We start from the raw sequence: 20,972 nt of genomic DNA, 5'->3' as shown, positions 1-20,972 counted from the left end.
AGGCGCGGCGCGCGTGACGTCACGCGCGCCGCGTTAACTCTCATGGCGATACGCGCCGCCCAAGATGATGAAATAAGAGCGCCTATCGCCATGTTCGTTCCCTCACCCCATCCCTGTACTCCGGGCATCCTGCCCTTCGCCCTGCGGGCCGCGCCAAGGCGCGTTCAAATCCGTTCCCGACGGATTTGTCCCAGAGGGAGAGGGGGAGTTCGTGCTTCGCGACTTTCACGTTAAACCCCGTCCACGACGACCCGCAAACCTATCCGCCCGCCCCTCATCCTCCGACCCCAAGCCCCCGAAATTGCCCCGGAGGCAAGACCAGCGGCCGGTCTGGACTCAAGTGGCGTCCACGCCGCCGGTAACACCCTCGTAAAGGGCCGAGTAATCCGCATCGCCAAAGCCCGCGGCGATGGTGTGTCCCACCACCGCGGCCACGCCGTCCAGCATGGCCGCATCCAGACCGGCGGCGGCCGCCTGTTCCGAGAACAGACGAATGTCCTTGGCCAGGTGGCGGGCCGAGAAGTTGGGATTGGCGTATTCGTGTTCCAGCATGCGCGGCAGCTTCTTGTCGAAGGTGGGCGCATAGAGGGCGCTGTCCCGCAGCAGGCCCATGAAGGTCTCGACTTCGATGCCCTCCCGCTGCACCAGGCCGAGGCTAAGGGAGAAAGCAGTGGTCAGGGAGGCGATGAGTTGGTTCAGAGCGAGCTTGATGGTGGCGGCCTGCCCCACCTCCCCCACGTGCACCGGCGCGCGACTGAGGACCTCGAACAGGGGCAGGCAGCGTTGGAACAGTTCAGCCGTGCCGCCGGCCATCACCAGCAGGGTACCCGCCGTCGCCTCGGGAATGCTGCCGAGCACCGGCGCCTCGAGGTATGACCCGCCCGCCGCCCTGACCCGTTCATCCAGGGCCCGGCTCTCGAGGGCGCCGATGGTGCCCATCTGGATCATCACGCGACCCGTCAGATGTCCCTCGTCGTGACCGTCCCACAGCACCGCCTCGATGGCCGTGGCATCCGCCAGAGCGAGGATGATGAAATCCCCGGCCTGCAACGCCTCCCCTGCATCCGCGGCCACCCTGCAGCCCGCCGCGGCCAGGGGCTGCGCCCGCCCCGGGGTGCGGTTGTATACCGTCACCCCGTGGCCCGTATCCACCAGCCGCCGCGCCATGGCGGCCCCCATCAATCCCATCCCCAGCACAGTGATACGCATGTCACCTCCCGACGCCGGTGCCCGCCGGCCCGTGTACGACCGCGGCAGTCCGCTCAAGCCACAAAAGCATATTATTAATAAGTAAAGGTAACATTTTGACAACCATGACAAAACTGGATTACAAAGCCCTACCGCCACGGGACCACGGGACACGACAACGACGGGCGTACCGAGGAACGAAGGATAGACTCAGGACAGCGCAAAAATCAGAACATCAGCCTTGAGGAGGGCACCGGCTATGAGTGATTCCGCGAAAGCTTATTGGAAGGCCAACATACGACTGGTCACGATCCTGCTGGTCATCTGGTTTGCCGTGTCTTATCTGTTCGGCATCATTCTCGTGGAGCCACTGAATGCCATACGCCTCGGCGGCGTCGGCCTCGGCTTCTGGTTCGCCCAGCAGGGCTCCATCTATACCTTCCTGGTGCTCATCTTCGTCTATGCCTGGCGCATGAACGCCCTCGATCGCAAGTTCGACCTGCACGAAGACTGAGGAGCCTCCCATGGAACTGCAGACCCTTATCTATCTGTTCGTGGGCGGCACCTTCGCCCTCTACATCGGCATCGCCATCTGGGCCCGGGCCGCTACCACCGGTGAGTTCTATGTCGCCGGCAAGGGCGTGAACCCCATCGCCAACGGCATGGCCACGGCGGCCGACTGGATGTCCGCCGCCTCCTTCATCTCCATGGCGGGGCTCATCGCCTTCAGTGGCTACGATGCCTCGGTCTACCTCATGGGGTGGACCGGCGGTTACGTGCTGCTGGCCATGCTGCTGGCCCCCTACCTGCGCAAGTTCGGCAAGTTCACGGTGCCCGAGTTCATCGGCGAGCGTTATTACTCCCAGACCGCCCGCCTGGTGGCGGTGCTGTGCCTCATCGTGGCCTCCGTCACTTACGTCATCGGCCAGATGAAGGGCGTGGGCGTGGCCTTCGGCCGCTTCCTCGAGGTGGAGTTCGAGGTGGGCGTCCTCATCGGCATGGCCATCGTGTTCATCTACGCGGTGCTGGGGGGCATGAAGGGCATCACCTACACCCAGATCGCCCAGTATTGCGTGCTCATCTTCGCCTACACCGTGCCGGCGGTGTTCATCTCCCTGCAGCTCACCGGCAACCCCATACCCCAGCTCGGGCTGGCCAGCACCATGGCCGACAGCAATACATTCATGCTGGACAAGCTGGACCAGGTGGTCACGGAGCTGGGCTTCGCCAAGTACACGGATCAGAAAGGGACATCGCTCAACATGGTGTTGTTGACCCTGTCCCTGATGATCGGCACCGCGGGTCTGCCCCATGTAATTATCCGCTTCTTCACCGTACCCAAGGTGCGGGACGCCCGCTTCTCCGCCGGCTGGGCCCTGGTGTTCATCGCCATCCTCTACACCACCGCCCCCGCGGTGGGCTCCATGGCCCGCCTGAACCTCATGGAGACGGTGCAGACGGGGCCGGTGGGCCAGCCCGAGGCCAACCTGGTCTACGAGAACCGGCCCGCATGGATGGCCACCTGGGAGACCACCGGCCTGCTCGCCTTCGAGGACAAGAACGGCGACGGCCGCATCCAATACTACAACGACGGCAACCCCGAGTTCGCGGCCATGGCGGAGGAGCAGTGGGGCTGGCAAGGCAACGAAATGATCAAGGTGGATCGGGACATCATGGTGCTGGCCAACCCGGAGATCGCCAACCTGCCCAACTGGGTCATCGCCCTGGTGGCGGCGGGCGGTCTGGCGGCCGCCCTGTCCACCGCCGCGGGTCTGCTGCTCGCCATCTCGTCGTCCATCTCCCATGATCTGCTCAAGGGCGTGTTCATGCCCAACATCTCGGAGCGAAACGAACTCAGAGCGGGCCGTATCGCCATGGCGGGCGCCATCATCGTGGCGGGCTATCTGGGCATGAATCCACCGGGCTTCGCGGCCCAGGTGGTAGCGCTGGCCTTCGGGCTGGCGGCATCGTCCATCTTCCCCGCCCTGATGATGGGGATCTTCAACAAGAAGATGAACAACGTCGGGGCGGTGGCGGGCATGCTCACGGGCCTGACCTCCACGGTGGTCTACATCTTCGTGTACAAGGGCTGGTTCTTCATTCCCGGCACCAACAACCTGCCCAACACCGCGGAGTACTGGCTGTTCGGCATCCAGCCGGAGTCCTTCGGCGCCGTCGGCGCCCTCATCAACTTCGCGGTGGCCATCGCCATATCCAAGGTCACCCAGGCACCGCCGGAGCACATCCAGCACCTGGTGGAGGACATCCGCGTACCCAGGGGCGCCGGCACCGCCACGGCCCACTGACGGCAGGCCCCGTTCCTGACCCTGAGGCCCCGCTCCGGCGGGGCTTTTTTTCACCGCAAAGGCGCGTACACGGTGTCAAGAACTGTTTTTTTTCCTATATTCTTTTCGCGCCTTTCGCGTATTTCGTAGTTAAATCTCCTTCTCCGCCCGTCCTTTATCGAAACAATGGAAATAGAACTCCTCGAGATACGCGACTTCCTGGCCCACCATCCCCCCTTCGATGCCCTGCCGGAAGGGGAGCTGGACGACCTGCCCCGTCATATGGAGGTCCGTTACCTAAGGCGCGGCGGGGATTTCCCGCCGACCGGGGCCGACGGCCGCTGGCTACACGTCGTGCGCAGCGGCGCCATAGAGCTGCGGGATGGCAATGGCCGCCTATGCGAGAAGCTGGGCGAAGGTTCCCTCTACAGCGGCGATTGCCAGCTCGCGGATGTGGACGGGCCCTGCCCGGGGGTGGCCGCCGAGGACGCGCTGCTGTACCTGCTGCCCTGCGAGCGGCTGGAGGCACTGCGCGCCCGTGTCCCCGAGTTCGACCGCCACTTCAGTGCCTCCGTCCGCGAACGCCTCCAGTTCGCCCTGCAACGCCAGCAGGGTGGCGTCGGCGGTGACCCGAGCTACATGATGGCGCCCGTGGAACGGTTGTTGAAGAAACAGCCCGTCACCGCGTCTGCCGGGGCCACCATACGCGAGGTGGCCCGACTCATGACCGAGGAGAAGGTGTCATCGGTGGTCATCATGGATGGCGGCGCCCTGGCCGGCATCGTCACCGACCGCGATATCCGCGCCCGCTGTGTGGCCGAAGGGTTGGACGCCGCACTACCCGTCACCGCCGTGATGACCCGTGAGCCCCACACCATCGAACATCAGTCGCCGGTGTCCGAGGCCTTGCTCACCATGACACGGTTGCGGGTCAACCATCTGCCGGTGGTGGAACGGGAGCGACTGGTGGGGGTGCTCACATCCAGCGATCTGGCCCACCATCAGAGCACCAGTTCGCCCTATATCGCCACCCAGGTCCGCAAGGCCGAGACCGTCGACGACCTGGTGGCGGCGTCCCGGCGCCTGCCGGAATTGATGGTCCAACTGGCGGCCTCCAGTGCCACAGCCCTGCATATCGGCGAGGCCGTTTCCACCATCACCGATGCCATCACCGGGCGTCTGCTGGAGATGGCGGAGCACGACCACGGCCCGCCGCCCGTTCCCTATGCCTGGCTGGCCGGTGGCTCCCAGGCGCGCCGCGAGCAGAGTTCCCACTCCGACCAGGACAATGCCCTGCTCCTCGCGGACGACTATCGCCCCGGGGAGCATGCCGGGTATTTCGAGGAGCTGGCACGCCGCGTCACCGCCGGCCTCGATGCCTGCGGTTTCTACTATTGCCCCGGGGACGCCATGGCCTCCAATCCCCAGTGGCGCCAGCCGGTGGCCAGCTGGCGGCGATACTTCGATAACTGGATCCATCGGCCCGAGCCCAAATCCCTGATGCTGGCCAGCATCTTCTTCGACCTGCGGGTGGTGCACGGCGACCGCGACCTGTTCGCCCCCCTGCACCAGCATGTCCTCGAGGAAACCCGCAAGAACCGCATCTTTATCGCCTACATGGTGTCCAACGCCCTGCACCACCGGCCGCCGCTCGGCTTCTTTCGCACCTTCGTGCTGGTGCACGACGGCGAGCACGACGACACCCTGGACATCAAGCACCGGGGCGTGGTGCCCATCACCGACATCGCCCGGGTCTACGCCCTCTCCGAGGGGCTGGCGGCGGTCAACACCACGGAACGCCTCGCCGCCGCCGGGCAGAGCGGCGCCCTCAGCAGCGAGGGTTGCGACAACCTCACGGACGCCCTGGAGTTCATCGCCAGCCTGCGTATCCAGCACCAGGCCCGGCAGATCCGCCGCGCCCAGCCCACGGACAACTTCATGGATCCCAAACGCCTGTCCACCCTGGAGCGGGACCACCTCAAGGATGCCTTCAAGGTCATCCAGTCCATCCAGGAGACTCTCGCCAATCGCTATCAGGCCGGCCGCTTCGGCTGATCATGGAGTTTTGGCCGTTCACCCGCGAGCGGGCCCGCAGGCGGGCCCTGGCGCGGCGGCCGGCCGCGCCGCTGGACGCATTGCTACGGGCGCCCCTGCCCCACCGCCGCACCCCGACCCACGGCGTGGAATTCGTCGCCCTCGACCTGGAGACCACGGGACTCGATGCCGCACGAGACCACATCCTGAGCGTCGGGCTGGTACACGTGGTCGGCAACGCCATCGTTCTGGGCACGGCGTTGCACCGGGTGGTGCGGCTGGCCGGTAGCGTGCCGGAGGCCTCGGCGGTGATTCATCGCATCACCGACGACCATGCCGCCGCCGGCAGCCCCATCGAAGAGATCATGCCCCGGGTACTGAAACACCTGCGGGGGCGGGTGATGCTGGTGCATCATGCCGCCGTCGAAAGCACCTTCCTCGACGCCGTTTGCCGGCGCCTCTACGGCGGGCGCTGCATCGTCCCCATCGTGGATACCGAACACCTGGCGCGGCGGCGCCTGGAGCGCCGGCACCATGCCTTCAAGGCCGGCGAGTTGCGCCTCGCCAACCTGCGGGAACGCTACGGCCTGCCCCGTTACCAGGCCCACAATGCCCTCAGCGACGCCCTGGCCACCGCCGAACTGTTCCTCGCGCTGGGCGCCGACATGGCCCCCAACGGCGGCCTGCGCCTCGGCGACGTGCTGACCCACTGACACCGGCATGACAAAAGCGAACATCAAAAGCGGCAACCACGAAAAACGCGAAGTGACGCGAAAAGGGAAACGGGAAACGGGAAACGGGAAACGGGAAACGGCGAAAAGCTTAACCGCGAAAGACGCGAAAGACACTAAACATGCTGATTACCCCGTGCGGGAATGGCGCGGGCACCATGGGGCCGAGGGTGCTGGAGGTCCAGACGGGCGTTCCGAATGTCGCCTTTTTATTTCGCGTCTTTCGCGTATTTCGTAGTTAATTTTCTTGGTTAATTTAAGAAAGCCGGAATGGCCGGCCGCAGGACATCACCAGTCCTTGAACGGATGGCTCACCAGGCAGACGTTGTAATAGCGGGGTCGTCAGACACCTCGTCACCCACCCAGGAGGGGCGCTCGAAGGCCTCGTCGGCAGATGCGAGTTCGATCTCGGCCACCACCAGGCCGGCGTTGTCGCCCGCGAACTCGTCCACCTCCCACAGGTGGCCACCATGGGGGACATGGTGGCGGGTCTTCTCGATGAGGGGCCGTTCGCACAGGCGCTCCAGTATCTCTTCGGCCTCGTCCAGGGGCAGCGGATATTCGTACTCCAGGCGGCTGACATCGAGGGTGGCGCTCTTGATGTTGAGGCGGGCGTCGTGGCCGGAGATGCGTACTCGCACCGAGGCCGTCTTCATTCCGGGCAGGTAGCCCTGGACGAGGCGTTTGCTGGACTCCACGGATGCCCGCCAGGAATCGTCCTGCAGCAGGAATTTGCGCTCGATCTCGCGGGGCATGGATGATGACCTCCGAGTGTGCATCCGGGATGCGGCTGATAGACTGGCGGGCATCTTACCATCGCGCTCCCCCATGACACCTCCCGGCAGACAAGGCACCGGCTACATCTACACCGTCAGCGCGCTCAACGCCGAGACCCGGGATCTACTGGAGAGTACCCTGGGTTCGGTGTGGGTACAGGGCGAGATCTCCAACCTTGCCACGCCTCGTTCGGGGCATCTCTATTTCACCCTTAAGGACACCTCCAGCCAGGTGCGTTGCGCCCTCTTCAAGGGCAACCGGGCAGGCCTCGCCGTGACGCCGGCCGACGGATTGCAGGTCATCGTCCACGGCCGGGTGAGCCTGTACGCCCCCCGGGGCGACTACCAGCTCATCGTCGACCACATGGACCCGGCCGGCGAGGGGGTGTTGCGCCAGGCCTTCGAACTGCTGAAGCGCAAGCTGGAGGCGGAAGGCCTGTTCGAGCCCCGTCACAAGCGGCCTCTGCCTGCCCTGCCCCTGCGCATCGGCGTCATCAGTTCGCCCACCGGGGCCGCCCTGCGAGACATCCTGAGCGTGTTGGAGCGGCGCTTTCCCGCCGTCCCGGTGCTGGTTTATCCCATACGCGTCCAGGGTGAGGCGGCGGCGGCCGATATCGTGGCGGCGTTGCGGACCGCCGACGAACGGCGGGACTGCGACGTGCTGATACTGGCCCGCGGCGGTGGCAGCCTGGAGGATCTCCAACCCTTCAACGAGGAGGCCGTGGCGCGGGCCATCTATGCCTGCACCCTGCCGGTGGTGAGCGGCGTGGGCCACCAGGTGGACTTCACCATCGCCGATTTCGTGGCGGACGTACGGGCCGAGACCCCATCCGCCGCCGCGGCGGCGGTGGTGCCCGATCAACGGGAATGGCGGGAACAACTGGACCGTCTCGCCGGCCGCCTGCGTTATCTGATGGCGACCCGCCTGGGCCACGAGGCACAACGTCTGAACTGGTTGTCCAGGCGCCTGCGCCACCCCCGTCAGGCCCTCCAGGAGACCCAGCAGCGGGCGGACACCCTGGCCATGCGCCTGGACAATGCGATGAGTCGTCAACTCGCCGCACGCAGCCAGCGGCTGGAGCGCCTCGAACATCGGTTAGGCTCCACCAGCCCGGCCAGCCGCGTGGCCCTCGCACGCCAGGACCAGATTCGCCTCACCCAGCGCCTCCACCAAGCCTGGCAGCGGGGAGCAGAACGCCGTCTCGCCCGCCTCACCCTGGCGGAACGATCGTTGGCGGGGCTCGACCCGGATGGGGTGCTGAGGCGCGGCTATGCCATCGTGAGCAGGATTTCCGACGGCCGGCTGGTGACCCGGGTAGCCATGGCGCCGGCGGGTACGGCCCTCAAGGCGCGGGTGGCCGACGGCGAATTCCATTGCGCCGTCACGCCCGTGCCCGCGGAGAATGGCGAGGACTGAACCGGCAGGGTGTGTCGCTCTGTGTCGGGATTCATCCCGACATTCAGGCCGGCCGCGCACACCCCGGGCCGGGGCGGTGCCAGCCGCGGGCTGTCGGACTGAAGTCCGACCTACAGCCCGACATACAGATACATCACCACCGCCTGTTCCATCGGCACGGATGTAGGTCGGTTGCTCTCGGCAACCGACATCCGCGCCCGCAAACCGCCGAGTTTCCGTCGACCGCCAGGAGCAGCCGACCTACGCCTCTGTCCTTCTCCCCAGGGGAAAGGGGAAAGGGGAAATGGGAAAAGATTACCACCCGTGCGTCCGCTCTGCTGACGCCGAAACGGTGGATCCGCTGCGCCTTTTCGAACTGCCCCTCCTCCCTGACCTTCTCCCTTTTCGCGTCATTTCGCGTCTTTCGCGGTTACGCTTTTTTGTAGGTCGGGATTCATCCCGACATTCAGGCCGGCCGCGCACACCCCGGGCCGGGGCGGTACCAGCCGCGGGCTGTCGGACTGAAGTCCGACCTACAGCCCGACCTACAGGTCGTATTTGATGCGGTACCACACCATGCCGAGGTACTCGTGGAGGGCCAGGGTGCTTGCCACCAGGGCCTTGCTGCTCGGTATCCAGTCCGTGGCCTTCATGTCCAGGGGCCCGATCAGGCCGGTGGGCGCGGCCCGGGGCTCCATGCCGGCGGCCTCGAAGCAGGCCATCGATCGGGGCATGTGGTAGGCGTGGGTCACCAGCAGGATCCGTGAGATCCCTTCATGCTCCAACACGGCCGCGCTGTAGACGGCGTTCTCCCAGGTATTGCGACTCTCCTCCTCCAGCCACACCACGGGCACGCGGAAATCGTCCACGGCCGCCTCCTTCATGAGGAAGGCCAGGGAGAAGTCGTCGTCGCCGCTCACCGAGCCGCCGCTGAGCAACAGGGGCAGGCCGGTGGCGCGGTTCAGGCGGATCCCGTAGCGCAGGCGCTCCAGGGTGGCGGTTCCCACGGTATCGCCGCCGTACTCCGCGGCCTCCTCGCGACGATCACCGGACAGCACAACGATGACCTCGGGCCGGTGGTCCTTCAGGGCTCCGGTGGTGAGGGGCGGATAACGGTCGAGGCCACTCATCAGCAGGTGGGCCACCGGCGGGCTGGTAAGGGCCACCAGGGCCGCCAGGGACAACCCTATGAGCAGGTTTCCGGCGCGGCGCCATGTCCGACGCAGCGCCAGCCCGAGGACCAGGCCGATGATTAGCCCGCCCGGCGGCAGCAGCCAGGCGGCCACAAACTTGGACAGCAGGAAACCATCCATGGGCTCAGGCGCGATCGGTTCTCAGGATATGTGCTCGCCCGCCGCCTGCTGATCGGCATGGTAGGAGGAGCGCACCAGGGGGCCGCTGGCCACATTGGCGAAGCCCAGCGCCCGGCCCGCCTCCGCCAGTTGGGCGAACTCTTCCGGCGGCACGTAACGACTCACCGGCAGGTGGTCGCGACTGGGCTGGAGGTACTGACCGATGGTCACCATATCGCAGCCATGGGAACGCAGATCCCCGAGGACCTGCTCCACCTCGGCGCGCTCCTCCCCCAGGCCCAGCATGATGCCGGACTTGGTGGGCAGCGACGGGCAGCGGGCCTTGAAATCCGCCAGCAGCTTGAGGGAGCCGGCGTAATCGGCCCCCGGCCGTGCTTCGCGATAGAGCCGCGGCACCGTCTCCAGGTTATGGTTGAACACGTCGGGCGGGGTGGCCACCAGCAGTTCCAGGGCGCGCGCCACGCGGCCCCGGAAGTCCGGTACCAGCACCTCCACTCGCACCGCGGGGGCGGCATCGCGAAGGGCGGCGATGCAGGCGGCGAAATGGCCCGCGCCACCGTCCCTCAGGTCGTCCCGGTCCACCGAGGTGATGACCACGTACTTGAGCCCCATGGCCACCACGGTCTCCGCCAGGTGTTGGGGCTCCGCGGTGTCGATGGGATCCGGCCGGCCGTGGGCCACGTCGCAGAAGGGACAGCGGCGGGTGCATACGTCCCCGAGGATCATGAAGGTGGCGGTGCCGTGCTGGAAGCACTCGCCGAGGTTGGGGCAGGCCGCCTCCTCGCACACCGTGTGCAACCCCTGGCGGCGCAACAGCCCCTTCAGCCTCTGCACCTCCGGGGCCAGGGGGGCCTTGACCCGGATCCACGCCGGCTTGCGCAACAGGGGGCCGGTGGTGGACGGTATCTTGACGGGGTTGCGCGATGTCTTGTCGGCACCCCGCAGTTTGCGCGGTGTGGTCATGGCTCGATTCCTATGTGGTGGTCCCAGAGGTTGACGATGGCGCAGAACAGGTCCGCCGTGCGCTCCGCATCGTAGATGGCCGAATGGGCGCTGCCGCTCTCCCATTCCATGCCCGCGGCCTGCACCGCCCGCGCCAGCACGGTCTGGCCGAAGGCCAGGCCGCCGAGGGTAGCGGTATCGAAGGACGAGAAGGGATGGAAGGGGTTGCGCTTGGTACTCGTGCGCTTGACCGCCTCGTTGATGAAGCCGAGGTCGAAGGCGGGATTGTGTCCGACCAGCACCGCCCGGCTGCAGCCGGCGGCCTTGATGGCGGCGCGGATGGGCTGGAACACGGTGCGCAGGGCTTCCGCCTCGGACACCGCGCCGCGAAAGGGATGATAGGGGTCGATACCGGTGAACTCCAAGGCCGCCTTTTCGATGTTGGCACCGGAGAACGGCTCCACGTGGCAGGCATGGGTGGCCTGGCGGCGCCACACGCCCTCCTCGTCCGGCCCCACGATCACCGCCGCCACCTCCAGCAGGGCGTCGGTGCGGGCGTTGAAGCCCCCGGTCTCCACGTCCACCACCACCGGCAGGAAGCCGCGAAAGCGACCCGCCACGACGCCCTTTCCGGCAACCGGCGCCGGACTATCCATCGTTTCCATGGACGAGACTCCAGTGCACTTCACCACCGGCGCGCAGGGGCACCACCTCATCCGTGCCACAGGTGATGGTGGCGGGCATCTTCCAGGGCCGCTTCACCAGCGTGACATGGTCAGCGTTGACGGGCAGGCCGTAGAAGGCGGGGCCGTGACGGCTGGCGAACCCTTCCAGTCGATCCAGGGCGCCGGCTTCGTCGAACACCTCGGCATAGAGTTCCAGCGCCGCCGGCGCCGAGAAGATACCGGCGCAACCGCAACCACCCTCCTTGGCGCCGCGCGGATGAGGCGCGCTGTCGGTGCCAAGGAAAAAGCGCGGATGACCGCTCACCGCCGCCTCCAGCAGGGCCTGGCGGTGGATCTCCCGCTTGAGTACCGGCAGGCAGTAATGGTGGGGGTTCATGCCCCCCTTGAACATGGCGTTGCGGTTCAACATGAGATGGTGGACGGTGATGGTGGCCGCCATCCTAACCGACGCCGCCTTGACGAAACCCACCGCATCCTTTGTGGTTACATGCTCCAGGACCACCTTCAGGGTGGGAAAGCGCTCCGTCAGGGGCTCCAGGACCTGGTCGATGAACACACGCTCGCGGTCGAAGATGTCCACCTCGTCGTTCACCACCTCGCCGTGCACCAGCAACGGCAGGCCCGACGCTGCCATGGCCTCGAGGGCGTCATAGGTGTTCTCCACCCGGGTGACACCGCTGTCCGAGTGGGTGGTGGCACCCGCCGGATAGTATTTGACCGCCTTGACGAAACCGCTGGCCCTGGCCTGCCGAATCTCCTCTGGCGACGTGTGGTCCGTCAGATAGAGGGTCATGAGGGGCTCGAACACCGTGTCGGCGGGCAGCGCCGCCAGGATGCGCTCCCGGTAGGCCGCGGCCAGCGCCGTGGTAGTCACCGGCGGCACCAGATTGGGCATGACGATGGCGCGCGCGAACTGCCGGGCCGTGGCCGCGACGAAGGCGGCCAGTCCCGGGCCATCGCGAAGATGCAGGTGCCAGTCGTCGGGCCGGATGATGGTGAGCGTCTTCATGGAACTCGTCCCGGCGTGGGACGCCCGCGGCGGGCGGATGAATGGGGGCGAAGGGCCGGCCCTCGGCAAAATAAGAGAATTTTATGCAGTATAAAATCTCTTACGTTGTAATATTCGTACGTAGTAATATACTAATCATCGTCAGGCAGCGATAGAACGCCGACACAACGAACCCTGAAGATTGAACAAGCACAAACGTGGAGATATCCAAATGCGCAACATAGCAAAAACCATCGCCGCTGTCGCCATTCTCGCCGCTTCCGCCGGTACCGCCCATGCATGGTGGGGCCCGGGCTACGGTGGTGGTCCCTGGAGCGGTTGGGGCGACGGCTTCGGCGACATGTTCGGCGACTTCAACATGAACTGGTCCGGCGGCGGCCGCGGCTGGGGTCGTGGCTACGGCTACGGCGCCCCCTACTACGGCGGCTATCCCGCCTACGGCTACCCCGGCTATGGCTATCCGGCCTACGGCCACCCCGTCGCCCCGGTCGCCCCGGTCGCCCCGGCTGCCCCCCAGGCCTCCGAGAGCAAGTAAGACCAGTAGCTCGCAGAACCGACGAGGGAATCGTCCGGCGTGCACAGGGAAGTGCCCACCTCGAGCCGATCCACCGAAGAGTGCTTCTCCAAGGACCCGGTCCTTGCAGAAACGCTTTTGCCCTGACCGGGCCAACGACGATTTCCGTCCCTCAAACCTTCGATATTAAGGAGTCGCCCCATGAAGACCATGACCGTAATCGCCGCCAGCCTGCTGGCCGCCGCCGTTTCCGCCCATGCCGAGAACACCAACCCTGAGCAGGCCGTGGCCATGCCCTACGGCGCGCCGTACGCCATGCCGGCCCCCGCCGCGCACTTCGCGGCCCATCAGGCCCGCATTCAGGCCATCCACGAGGAGCAGTTTGAGGCCCATCAGGCCGCCATGGAGCAGATGACGAAGATGCACGAAGAGATGGCCCGCATGCATCGGACCGCCTTCGAGGCGCCCGCTTTCGAGGCCCCCAGCTTCGAAGCCCCGGCCTTCGACGGCCCCATGACCCGCGCCGAGATGGATGCCCTGTTCGAGGAGCGCCGCCAGGAGATGGATGCCCGCTTCGCCGAGGCCGAAGAGGAGATGAAGGCCGCGCGCCCGGGCTACACCCTGGACCGCCCCGAGTTTCCGGTGGCCTTCGACAACGGCCGTTATGAGGAGCACCTGAAGCGTATCGCGGCCGACCGCAAGGCCGCCGAGGAGCGTATGGCCGAGATGCGCGCGGCCGTCGAGAAGGCCCGCGCCGAGCGCTACACCGGTCCGGTGCTGTAACGAGCCGATCGGCCGACGGCCGGGGGCTTCCCGGCCGGCGCGGCAACGCGGCAGCCGAGGCGCGGGGGCGAGAGCCCCCGCGCCTTTTTTCATTGCCATGGCGCCGGCCACGGAAGCCGAGGCCGGCCCGGCCCGGCCCGCGGTCGGCGCCTACTTCGGCGCCTACACCATCTAACGTGAAAGTCGCGAAGCACGATTCCCCTCTCCCTTTGGGAGAGGGATGGGGTGAGGGAACGAACAGGGCGATACGCGCTCCTCTTTCATCATCTTGGGCGGCGCGTATCGCCATGAGAGTTAGGTTAAACTAGCGGCCTTTTTAACGCCCGCCCCGGCAGCGGCTGGAGCCGCCGGCGGCGCGGGCAGCGCAGAGCATCGGCGGCGGTGGCGACGGGCCCGGCTGCGAAGGGATGTATGCAATCCCGCTCCCGCGCCGGTCAGGATTCCCAATAACGACGAACTCGACGAGAAACCCATGGTGGACGAAACCGATATTGACTCCCAGGAAACCCAGGAATGGCTCGACGCGCTGGACTCGGTGCTCGACGCCGACGGCCCGGAGCGCGCCCATTTTCTCCTCGAGAAGCTCATCGACAAGGCGCGGCGCTCCGGGGCCTACCTGCCCTACCGCGCCAACACCGCCTATGTGAACACCATCCCGGTGCACATGGAGGAACGCAACCCCGGCGACCAGGCCATCGAGCACCGCATCCGCTCGCTGATCCGCTGGAATGCCACCGCCATGGTGGTGCAGGCCAACCGTACCTCCTCGGAACTCGGCGGACACATCGCCAGCTTCGCCTCCGCGGCCACCCTGTTCGACGTCGGCTTCAACCACTTCTTCAGGGCGCCTTCCGATGCCCACGGCGGTGACCTGGTGTTTTTCCAGGGTCATTCGGCGCCCGGCATCTATGCCCGTGCCTACCTGGAGGGCCGCATCGACGAGAAAGACCTGGCCCGCTTCCGCCAGGAGGCCGAGGCCCCGGGTTTGTCCTCCTACCCTCACCCCTGGCTGATGCCTGACTTCTGGCAGTTCCCCACCGTGTCCATGGGCCTTGGCCCCATCACCGCCATCTATCAGGCCCGCTTCATGAAGTACCTCACGGACCGCGAGATCACGGACACCGGGGACCGCAAGGTGTGGGCCTTCATGGGGGACGGCGAGATGGACGAGCCCGAATCCCTGGGCGCCATCTCCCTGGCGGCCCGCGAGCGCCTGGACAACCTGGTGTTCGTGGTGAACTGCAACCTGCAGCGCCTGGATGGACCGGTGCGCGGCAACGGCAAGATCATCCAGGAGCTGGAGGCCGTGTTCCAAGGCGCCGGCTGGAACGTCATCAAGGTCATCTGGGGCTCCTACTGGGACCCGCTGCTGGCCCGCGACAAGGACGGCCTGCTGCGCCGGCGCATGGAGGAGGCGGTGGACGGCGAGTACCAGGCCTACAAGGCCAAGGGCGGCGCCTACACCCGCGAGCATTTTTTCGGCAAGTACCCCGAACTCAAGCAACTGGTCGCCAACATGACCGACGAGGATATCTGGCGCCTCAACCGCGGCGGCCACGACCCCTTCAAGGTCTACGCCGCCTATGCCGCCGCCGCCCGGACCGAGGGCAAACCCACGGTCATCCTCGCCAAGACGGTCAAGGGTTACGGCATGGGGGAGGCCGGCGAGGGCCAGAATATCACCCACCAGCAGAAGAAAATGGGCGAAGCGGCGCTGAAGGCCTTCCGCGACCGCTTCAACATTCCCGTCTCCGATGACCACATAGGCGAAGCCCCCTTCTACCGCCCCGATCCCGACAGCCAGGAGATCCGCTACCTGCAGGAGCGCCGCAAGGCCCTGGGTGGCTACCTGCCGGTACGCCGGAACAACGCCGATCCCCTGGAGATCCCCGAACTGTCCGCCTTCGAGAGCGTGACCAAGGGCAGCGGGGATCGCACCATGTCCACCACCATGGCCTTCGTGCGGCTGCTGACGGTGCTCACCCGGGACAAGAAGCTCGGCCGGCACCTGGTGCCCATCGTGCCCGACGAGTCCCGCACCTTCGGCATGGAAGGCATGTTCCGCCAGCTGGGTATCTATTCCTCCGTGGGTCAGCTCTATGATCCCCAGGACTCGGACCAGGTGATGTACTACCGGGAGGATCAACAGGGCCAAATCCTCCAGGAAGGCATCAACGAGGCCGGGGCCTTCTCCTCCTGGATGGCGGCGGGCACCGCCTATACCAATCACGGGATCAACATGATCCCCTTCTACATCTTCTATTCCATGTTCGGCTTCCAGCGCATCGGCGACCTCGCGTGGGCGGCCGGCGACATGCAGGTGCGGGGTTTTCTTCTCGGCGGCACCGCCGGGCGCACCACCCTGGCGGGCGAAGGCCTGCAGCACCAGGACGGCCACAGCCACCTGGCGGCCGCCACCATCCCCAACTGCATCGCCTACGATCCCACCTTCGGCTACGAGCTGGCGGTGATCATCCACGAGGGCCTGAAGCGCATGTACGAGCGCCAGGAGAATGTCTTCTACTACATCACGGTGATGAACGAGAGTTATCATCACCCGGCCATGCCCGAGGGCGTGGAGGAGGACATCATCAGGGGTCTTTACCTGCTGCAGAAGGGCAAGAGCCGCGCCAAGTATCGGGTGCAGCTCCTGGGCAGCGGCACCATCCTGCGGGAAGTCATGGCCGCGGCCGACATGCTGGAGGAGGACTTCGGCGTCACCGCAGACATCTGGAGTGCCACCAGCTTCACCGAGCTGCGCCGCGAGGGCCTGGACGCCCAGCGCTGGAACATGCTCCACCCCCGCAGCAAGCCGCAGGTCCCCTTCGTGACCCACCAGCTGGCGAAGCACAAGGGCCCCGTCATCGCCGCCACGGATTACACTCGTGCCTACGCCGATTCGGTGAGGAACTTCATCGATCGTCCCTACGTCACCCTGGGCACCGACGGCTTCGGCCGCAGTGACACCCGCAAGGCCCTGCGCTCCTTCTTCGAGGTGGACCGCCGCTATGTGGCGGTGGCCGCCCTGTGGGGGCTGGTGCAGGACGGCGAGCTCGACGCCGCCAAGGTGGACGAGGCCATCGAGAAGTACGGCCTCGACGCCGACAAGCCCAATCCCGTTTCCGTTTAAACCCCAACGAGTCCGGCAGGAGACCAAACAGTGGCGACCGCAAAAGAGGTGCTCGTACCCGACATCGGCGATTTCGAGAATGTCGAGGTCATCGAAGTGCTGGTCGCCCCCGGCGACCGGGTAAAGGCAGAAGATTCCCTGATCTCCCTGGAGAGCGACAAGGCCACCATGGAGATTCCGAGTCCCCATGGCGGCGTCGTCGAGTCGGTGAAGGTGAAGGTGGGGGACAAGGTCTCGGAAGGCGCCCTCATCGCCGTCATCGAGGCGGAGCAGGGACGTGCCGAGGCCGCCGGGGACGAAGACAAGGGCAGGGACGAAGGCGAACCTGAGGAAAAAACCCATAAGGACAAGACCAGGGCGGCCTCGGACGACGCCGAGGCCAGGAAGTCGAAGTCCTCGAGCGCCACCACCAGCGCCCCCGCGGGCAGCCCTGCCCCGGCCGCGCCGCCGGTGCCGGACCTCACGCCCCGGGAGGTCGCCGCGGCTCAGCGCGGCAAGGGCCACGCCAGCCCGGCCGTGCGCCACCTGGCCAACGAGCTCGGCGTCGACCTGGCTCAGGTGAGCGGCAGCGGCCGCAAGGGCCGAGTGCTCAAGGAGGACGTGCAGAAGTTCGTCAAGAACGTGATGACGCGCTCCGGCCCCACCGGCCCCGTGGGCCTGCAGATGGCGGACTTCTCGGACGTCGATTTCAGCGAGTGGGGGGAGGTGGACCACGAGCCCCTGTCCCGCATCAAGAAGCTTTCGGGCCCCAACCTCCACCGCAACTGGATCACCGTGCCCCACGTCACCCAGTTCGACGAGGCGGACATCACGGAGCTGGAGGACTTCCGCCAGGGCAAGAAGGACCAGCTCGCCAAGGAGGGGGTCAGGCTCACCCTGCTGTCCTTCCTCATCAAGGCGGCAGTGGTGGCCCTGAAGAAATTTCCCCACTTCAATTCGTCCCTGGCACCCAGCGGCGACGAACTGATCATCAAACGCTATTTCAACGTGGGGATCGCCGTGGACACCCCCGGCGGACTGGTGGTGCCGATCATCCGCAACGCCGATCAGAAGGGCCTGTTCCAGCTCGCCGCCGAACTCGGCGAAGCCAGCCAGAAGGCCCGGGACAGGAAGCTCGGCCCCAAGGACATGCAGGGCGGCACCTTCACCATCTCCAGCCTGGGGGGCATCGGCGGCACCTGGTTCACGCCCATCATCAACGCGCCGGAGGTCGCCATCCTCGGCATCTCCAAGGCCGAGATGAAGCCGGTATACGAGAACGGTGAGTTCGTGCCCCGGCTCGTGCTGCCCATCTCGCTGTCCTACGATCACCGTGTCATCGACGGCTCGGACGCCGCTCGCTTCACCACCGAGCTGCGCACCGTGCTCTCGGACATCCGGCACATGCTGCTGTAGTCCGTACTTAACTCTCATGGCGATACGCGCCACCCGAAATGAAGAAAGAGGAGCGCATATCGCCATGTTCGTTCCCTCACCCCATCCCTCTCCCAGAGGGAGAGGGGGAGATGGTGCTTCGCGACTTTCACGTTAATGCTCAAACAAACTGGGGAGATCGTCCCGCATGGGAAAGAACATTCAGGTAAAGATACCCGATATCGGCGACTTCGAAGGGGTCGAGGTCATAGAGGTCCTGGTAGCCCCCGGAGACGAGGTGGCGGCCGAGACCTCCCTCATCACCCTGGAGAGCGACAAGGCCTCCATGGAGATCCCCTCACCTCAGGCGGGGCGTGTGGCATCCATGGACGTCAAGGTGGGAGACAAGGTATCCGAGGGCGATGCCATCCTTACCCTCGAAGCCACTTCGGATGAGGACAAGGATAAGCAGGGAGACAAGACCAGGGACGAGGACGGCGGGGCGTCTTCCAAAGAAAAGCCGACAGGGGGATCCAAGCCGGCCACCGCCGGAGATGGCGACATCCACGCCGAGGTGCTGGTGCTGGGGGCCGGCCCCGGCGGCTATACGGCGGCCTTTCGCGCCGCCGATCTGGGCAAGCAGGTGGTGCTGGTGGAGCGTTACCCGGACCTCGGCGGCGTGTGCCTGAACGTGGGCTGCATCCCTTCCAAGGCCCTGCTCCATACCGCCGGCATCATCGATGCCGCCGCCGCCATGGCGTCCCATGGCGTGAGCTTCGGCCAGCCGCAGATCGACCTCGACCGGCTGCGGGGGTGGAAGGACAAGGTGGTGGGCAAGCTCACCGGCGGCCTCGCCCAGCTCGCCAAGCAACGCAAGGTGAAGGTGGTACAGGGCATGGGACGCTTCGACTCCGCCAACCGCCTCAAGGTGGCGGGCGAGGACGGCGAGCGCACCATCAGCTTCGACCACGCCATCGTGGCGGTGGGCTCACGGGTGGTCCAGATCCCCGGCATCCCCTACGACGACCCGCGGGTGATTGACTCCACCGGGGCCCTGGAACTGGCGGACATCCCCGACTCCCTGCTGGTGATCGGCGGCGGCATCATCGGCCTGGAGATGGCCACCGTGTACGCCGCCCTGGGCTCCCGCATCACGGTGGTGGAACTCACCAAGGGCCTCATGCCGGGCTGCGACCGGGACCTGGTGCGGCCCCTCCAGAAGGTCATCGGCAAACGCTACGAGGGCATATACACCGATACCAGGGTCACCGGTGTGGAGGCCCAGAAAAAGGGGCTCAAGGTGCATTTCGAAGGCCCCAAGGCGCCGGCCACCGCCACCTTCGATCGCGTGCTGGTGGCCGCCGGACGGCGTCCCAACGGCGACCGCGTGGGGGCGGAACAGGCCCACCTCTACGTGGACGAGCGGGGCTTCATCAAAGTAGACCGCCAGATGCGCACCAACGTGTCCAACATCTTCGCCATCGGTGACGTGGTGGGCCAACCCATGCTGGCCCACAAGGCCACCCACGAGGCCAAGGTGGCGGCGGAGGTGATCGCCGGCCACCGCGCCGTGTTCGACGCCCGCGCGGTGCCCTCGGTGGCCTACACCGACCCGGAAGTGGCGTGGATGGGGCCCACCGAGGAGGAACTCAAGGCGGAAGGCATCGAGTACGACAAGGGGGTATTCCCGTGGGCGGCCAGCGGGCGCTCCCTGGGGATGGGGCGCGACGAGGGCGTCACCAAGATCATGTTCGACAAGGAGAGCGGGCGCATCCTCGGGGCCGGCATGGTGGGGCCCCACGCCGGCGACCTGGTGGCGGAGGCGGTGCTGGCCCTGGAGATGGGCGCAGACGCCCAGGACATCGGCCTCACCGTCCATCCCCATCCCACCCTGTCCGAGACCTTCGCCTTCGCGGCGGAGATGGTGGACGGCAGCATCACCGACCTGCTGCCGCCGAAGAAGCGCTGAGGGCGGCTGCCCGAACCGCCATGGCCATAAAGTTGTACCACCGCAGCTACGGCGATGACGGCCCCGCCCTGGTGCTGCTGCACGGGGTGTTCGGCTCATCGGTCAACTGGCAGACCATCGCCAAGGCCCTGGCCGCAGATCGCCGGGTGGTGGCGGTGGACCTGCGCAACCACGGCCGCTCCCCCCATGCCTCGTCCATGACCTACGCCGATATGGTCGCGGATCTGTTGGAACTGTTCCGTAACCTCGACCTGGAGCGGCCCAGCGTCCTCGGCCACAGCATGGGCGGCAAGGTGGCCATGGCCCTGGCCCTGGACCGCGGCGCGGCGGTGGACCGCCTGGTGGTGGCGGACATGGCCCCGGTGGCCAACACCTTCCGGCCATCCGGGATCCTGGCGGCCCTGCGCGGCCTCGACCTGGCGGCCCTGAACTCCCGCGCCGACGCCGATGCCGCCCTGGCGGAGGCTATCCCCGAGCGCCGTATCCGCGCCTTCCTGCTGCAGAATCTGGTGCGCGACGACGACGGCTTCCGCTGGCGCGTCAACCTCGACGCCCTGGACCGCCACGACCGCGAGCTGGCGGACTTCCCGGCACCCTACCGCGATGCCACCTTCGCCGGACCGACCCTGTTCCTGCGGGGGGAGCACTCGGACTACGTGCTGCCGGAGCACGAGCAGGCCATCCACCGGCTCTTTCCCGCCGCCCGCATCCATACCCTGGAGGATACCGGCCACTGGCTCCACGCCGAGGCCCCGGAGCGCTTCGCCCACGTGGTGCAGGAATTCCTGAAGGGCCCCGCCACGGCGTGACGGCCCTCACAGCTCGTGGATTTTTTACCCACCGGGGCTAAACGCGCCGCTCAT

At 66.3% G+C, this 20,972-nt stretch carries 17 protein-coding genes; 11 read left to right on the top strand and 6 right to left on the bottom strand.

Going from position 1 to position 20,972, the window contains the following annotated elements; all coding sequences use genetic code 11:
* Positions 1-336: 336 nt before the first annotated feature.
* Complete coding sequence (locus U5S82_12320) at positions 337-1,209, bottom strand: NAD(P)-dependent oxidoreductase (GenBank protein ID MDZ7752428.1); 873 nt, start codon at positions 1,207-1,209, stop codon at positions 337-339.
* 238 nt (positions 1,210-1,447) lie between these two features.
* Between U5S82_12320 and U5S82_12315 the strand changes: the two genes are divergently transcribed.
* From U5S82_12315 to U5S82_12300, 4 genes are all read left to right on the top strand, one after another.
* Positions 1,448-1,702, top strand: coding sequence for a DUF4212 domain-containing protein (locus U5S82_12315; GenBank protein ID MDZ7752427.1), 255 nt, complete (start codon positions 1,448-1,450; stop codon positions 1,700-1,702).
* A gap of 10 nt (positions 1,703-1,712) precedes the next feature.
* On the top strand, positions 1,713-3,494 hold the full coding sequence (locus U5S82_12310) for a sodium:solute symporter family protein (protein ID MDZ7752426.1): 1,782 nt from the start codon (positions 1,713-1,715) through the stop codon (positions 3,492-3,494).
* Between the two features lie 165 nt (positions 3,495-3,659).
* Positions 3,660-5,528 (top strand): putative nucleotidyltransferase substrate binding domain-containing protein, encoded by a 1,869-nt coding sequence (locus U5S82_12305; GenBank protein MDZ7752425.1) that lies wholly within the window; start codon positions 3,660-3,662, stop codon positions 5,526-5,528.
* Positions 5,529-5,530: 2 nt separating this feature from the next.
* On the top strand, positions 5,531-6,220 hold the full coding sequence (locus U5S82_12300; GenBank protein MDZ7752424.1) for an exonuclease domain-containing protein: 690 nt from the start codon (positions 5,531-5,533) through the stop codon (positions 6,218-6,220).
* Between the two features lie 329 nt (positions 6,221-6,549).
* Here U5S82_12300 and U5S82_12295 read toward each other — a convergent pair whose 3' ends face one another.
* Positions 6,550-6,993, bottom strand: coding sequence for a CYTH domain-containing protein (locus U5S82_12295; GenBank protein ID MDZ7752423.1), 444 nt, complete (start codon positions 6,991-6,993; stop codon positions 6,550-6,552).
* Between the two features lie 73 nt (positions 6,994-7,066).
* Between U5S82_12295 and xseA the strand changes: the two genes are divergently transcribed.
* Positions 7,067-8,431, top strand: coding sequence for an exodeoxyribonuclease VII large subunit (gene xseA / locus U5S82_12290; protein ID MDZ7752422.1), 1,365 nt, complete (start codon positions 7,067-7,069; stop codon positions 8,429-8,431).
* A gap of 524 nt (positions 8,432-8,955) precedes the next feature.
* Here the strand turns inward: xseA and U5S82_12285 are convergent.
* Genes U5S82_12285 through pyrC form a run of 4 tightly spaced genes read right to left on the bottom strand, consistent with a single transcriptional unit; the run spans position 8,956 to position 12,360 of the window.
* Positions 8,956-9,723, bottom strand: a complete 768-nt coding sequence (locus tag U5S82_12285; GenBank protein MDZ7752421.1) for a YdcF family protein — start codon at positions 9,721-9,723, stop codon at positions 8,956-8,958.
* Positions 9,724-9,744: 21 nt separating this feature from the next.
* A complete protein-coding gene (lipA, locus tag U5S82_12280) occupies positions 9,745-10,686 on the bottom strand; it encodes a lipoyl synthase (GenBank protein MDZ7752420.1) in 942 nt (313 codons plus the stop codon).
* A complete protein-coding gene (rnt, locus tag U5S82_12275; GenBank protein ID MDZ7752419.1) occupies positions 10,683-11,330 on the bottom strand; it encodes a ribonuclease T in 648 nt (215 codons plus the stop codon). The genes lipA and rnt overlap by 4 nt, the downstream gene beginning before the upstream one ends.
* The gene (gene pyrC, locus U5S82_12270; GenBank protein ID MDZ7752418.1) at positions 11,314-12,360 is read right to left on the bottom strand and encodes a dihydroorotase; all 1,047 of its coding nucleotides are present in this window, start codon (positions 12,358-12,360) and stop codon (positions 11,314-11,316) included. The genes rnt and pyrC overlap by 17 nt, the downstream gene beginning before the upstream one ends.
* A gap of 211 nt (positions 12,361-12,571) precedes the next feature.
* Here pyrC and U5S82_12265 point away from each other — a divergent pair, with 211 nt between their 5' ends.
* The 6 genes from U5S82_12265 to U5S82_12240 all read left to right on the top strand — a co-directional run bounded on the left by U5S82_12265 (position 12,572) and on the right by U5S82_12240 (position 20,918).
* Entirely contained in the window at positions 12,572-12,895 is a 324-nt protein-coding gene (locus tag U5S82_12265) for a sulfur globule family protein (protein MDZ7752417.1), read from the top strand.
* Positions 12,896-13,075: 180 nt separating this feature from the next.
* Complete coding sequence (locus tag U5S82_12260) at positions 13,076-13,657, top strand: hypothetical protein (protein MDZ7752416.1); 582 nt, start codon at positions 13,076-13,078, stop codon at positions 13,655-13,657.
* Between the two features lie 472 nt (positions 13,658-14,129).
* Positions 14,130-16,787 carry a pyruvate dehydrogenase (acetyl-transferring), homodimeric type gene (aceE, locus tag U5S82_12255; protein MDZ7752415.1) on the top strand — a complete coding sequence of 886 codons (2,658 nt, stop codon included), beginning with the start codon at positions 14,130-14,132 and terminating at the stop codon, positions 16,785-16,787.
* Positions 16,788-16,817: 30 nt separating this feature from the next.
* Entirely contained in the window at positions 16,818-18,182 is a 1,365-nt protein-coding gene (locus U5S82_12250; GenBank protein ID MDZ7752414.1) for a dihydrolipoyllysine-residue acetyltransferase, read from the top strand.
* A 166-nt stretch (positions 18,183-18,348) separates the two neighbouring features.
* The gene (gene lpdA / locus U5S82_12245; GenBank protein ID MDZ7752413.1) at positions 18,349-20,109 is read left to right on the top strand and encodes a dihydrolipoyl dehydrogenase; all 1,761 of its coding nucleotides are present in this window, start codon (positions 18,349-18,351) and stop codon (positions 20,107-20,109) included.
* A gap of 20 nt (positions 20,110-20,129) precedes the next feature.
* Entirely contained in the window at positions 20,130-20,918 is a 789-nt protein-coding gene (locus U5S82_12240; protein ID MDZ7752412.1) for an alpha/beta fold hydrolase, read from the top strand.
* The last annotated feature ends 54 nt before the right edge of the window (positions 20,919-20,972 follow it).

The sequence above is a fragment of the Gammaproteobacteria bacterium genome (genome assembly GCA_034522055.1).
Taxonomy (GTDB): Bacteria; Pseudomonadota; Gammaproteobacteria; order JAABTG01; family JAABTG01; genus JAABTG01.
This window is presented reverse-complemented; position numbering and strand designations above follow the sequence as displayed.